Source organism: Ochrobactrum sp. SFR4 (assembly GCF_019730395.1).
GTDB lineage: Bacteria > Pseudomonadota > Alphaproteobacteria > Rhizobiales > Rhizobiaceae > Pseudochrobactrum.
Genome location: NZ_JAAPBB010000440.1, coordinates 1 through 339 on the forward strand (window position 1 = coordinate 1; position 339 = coordinate 339).

The following is a 339-nucleotide window of genomic DNA, read 5'->3' on the forward strand; positions in this document are numbered from 1 at the left end:
GCTTGTCCTGTTTATATCCGCTCAGCTCTTGATACAGGGACAACCGCCGGTGAATGGTTCACACTGAAACCTGATGCGGAAATGGCAGGAGATCAGGTGATTGATGACGAGAAATCCTATATTCTGGAAACAAAACCGTTCCAAGATGCCCGCTCTTATCTCGGGATTCCCGAAGTTGAACTGATCGTTGCCAGTAAGGCGCCGCTGGCAAATCTGGTTATACGTTTGGTGGATGTGCATCCGGATGGCCGGGCAACACGCATTAGTTTTGGTGTTCTCAACCTTGCACACCGGAACGGTTATGAACATCCGGAGCCGATGCCCGTGGATGAGCCGGTG

Annotated in this window: 1 protein-coding gene; it reads left to right on the forward strand. The window is 51.6% G+C overall.

Annotation, left to right across the window (positions count from 1 at the left end; genetic code table 11):
- Positions 1-339, forward strand: a 339-nt coding sequence (locus HBA93_RS19730; protein WP_286202080.1) for a CocE/NonD family hydrolase C-terminal non-catalytic domain-containing protein, incomplete at both ends; no start/stop codon positions are given.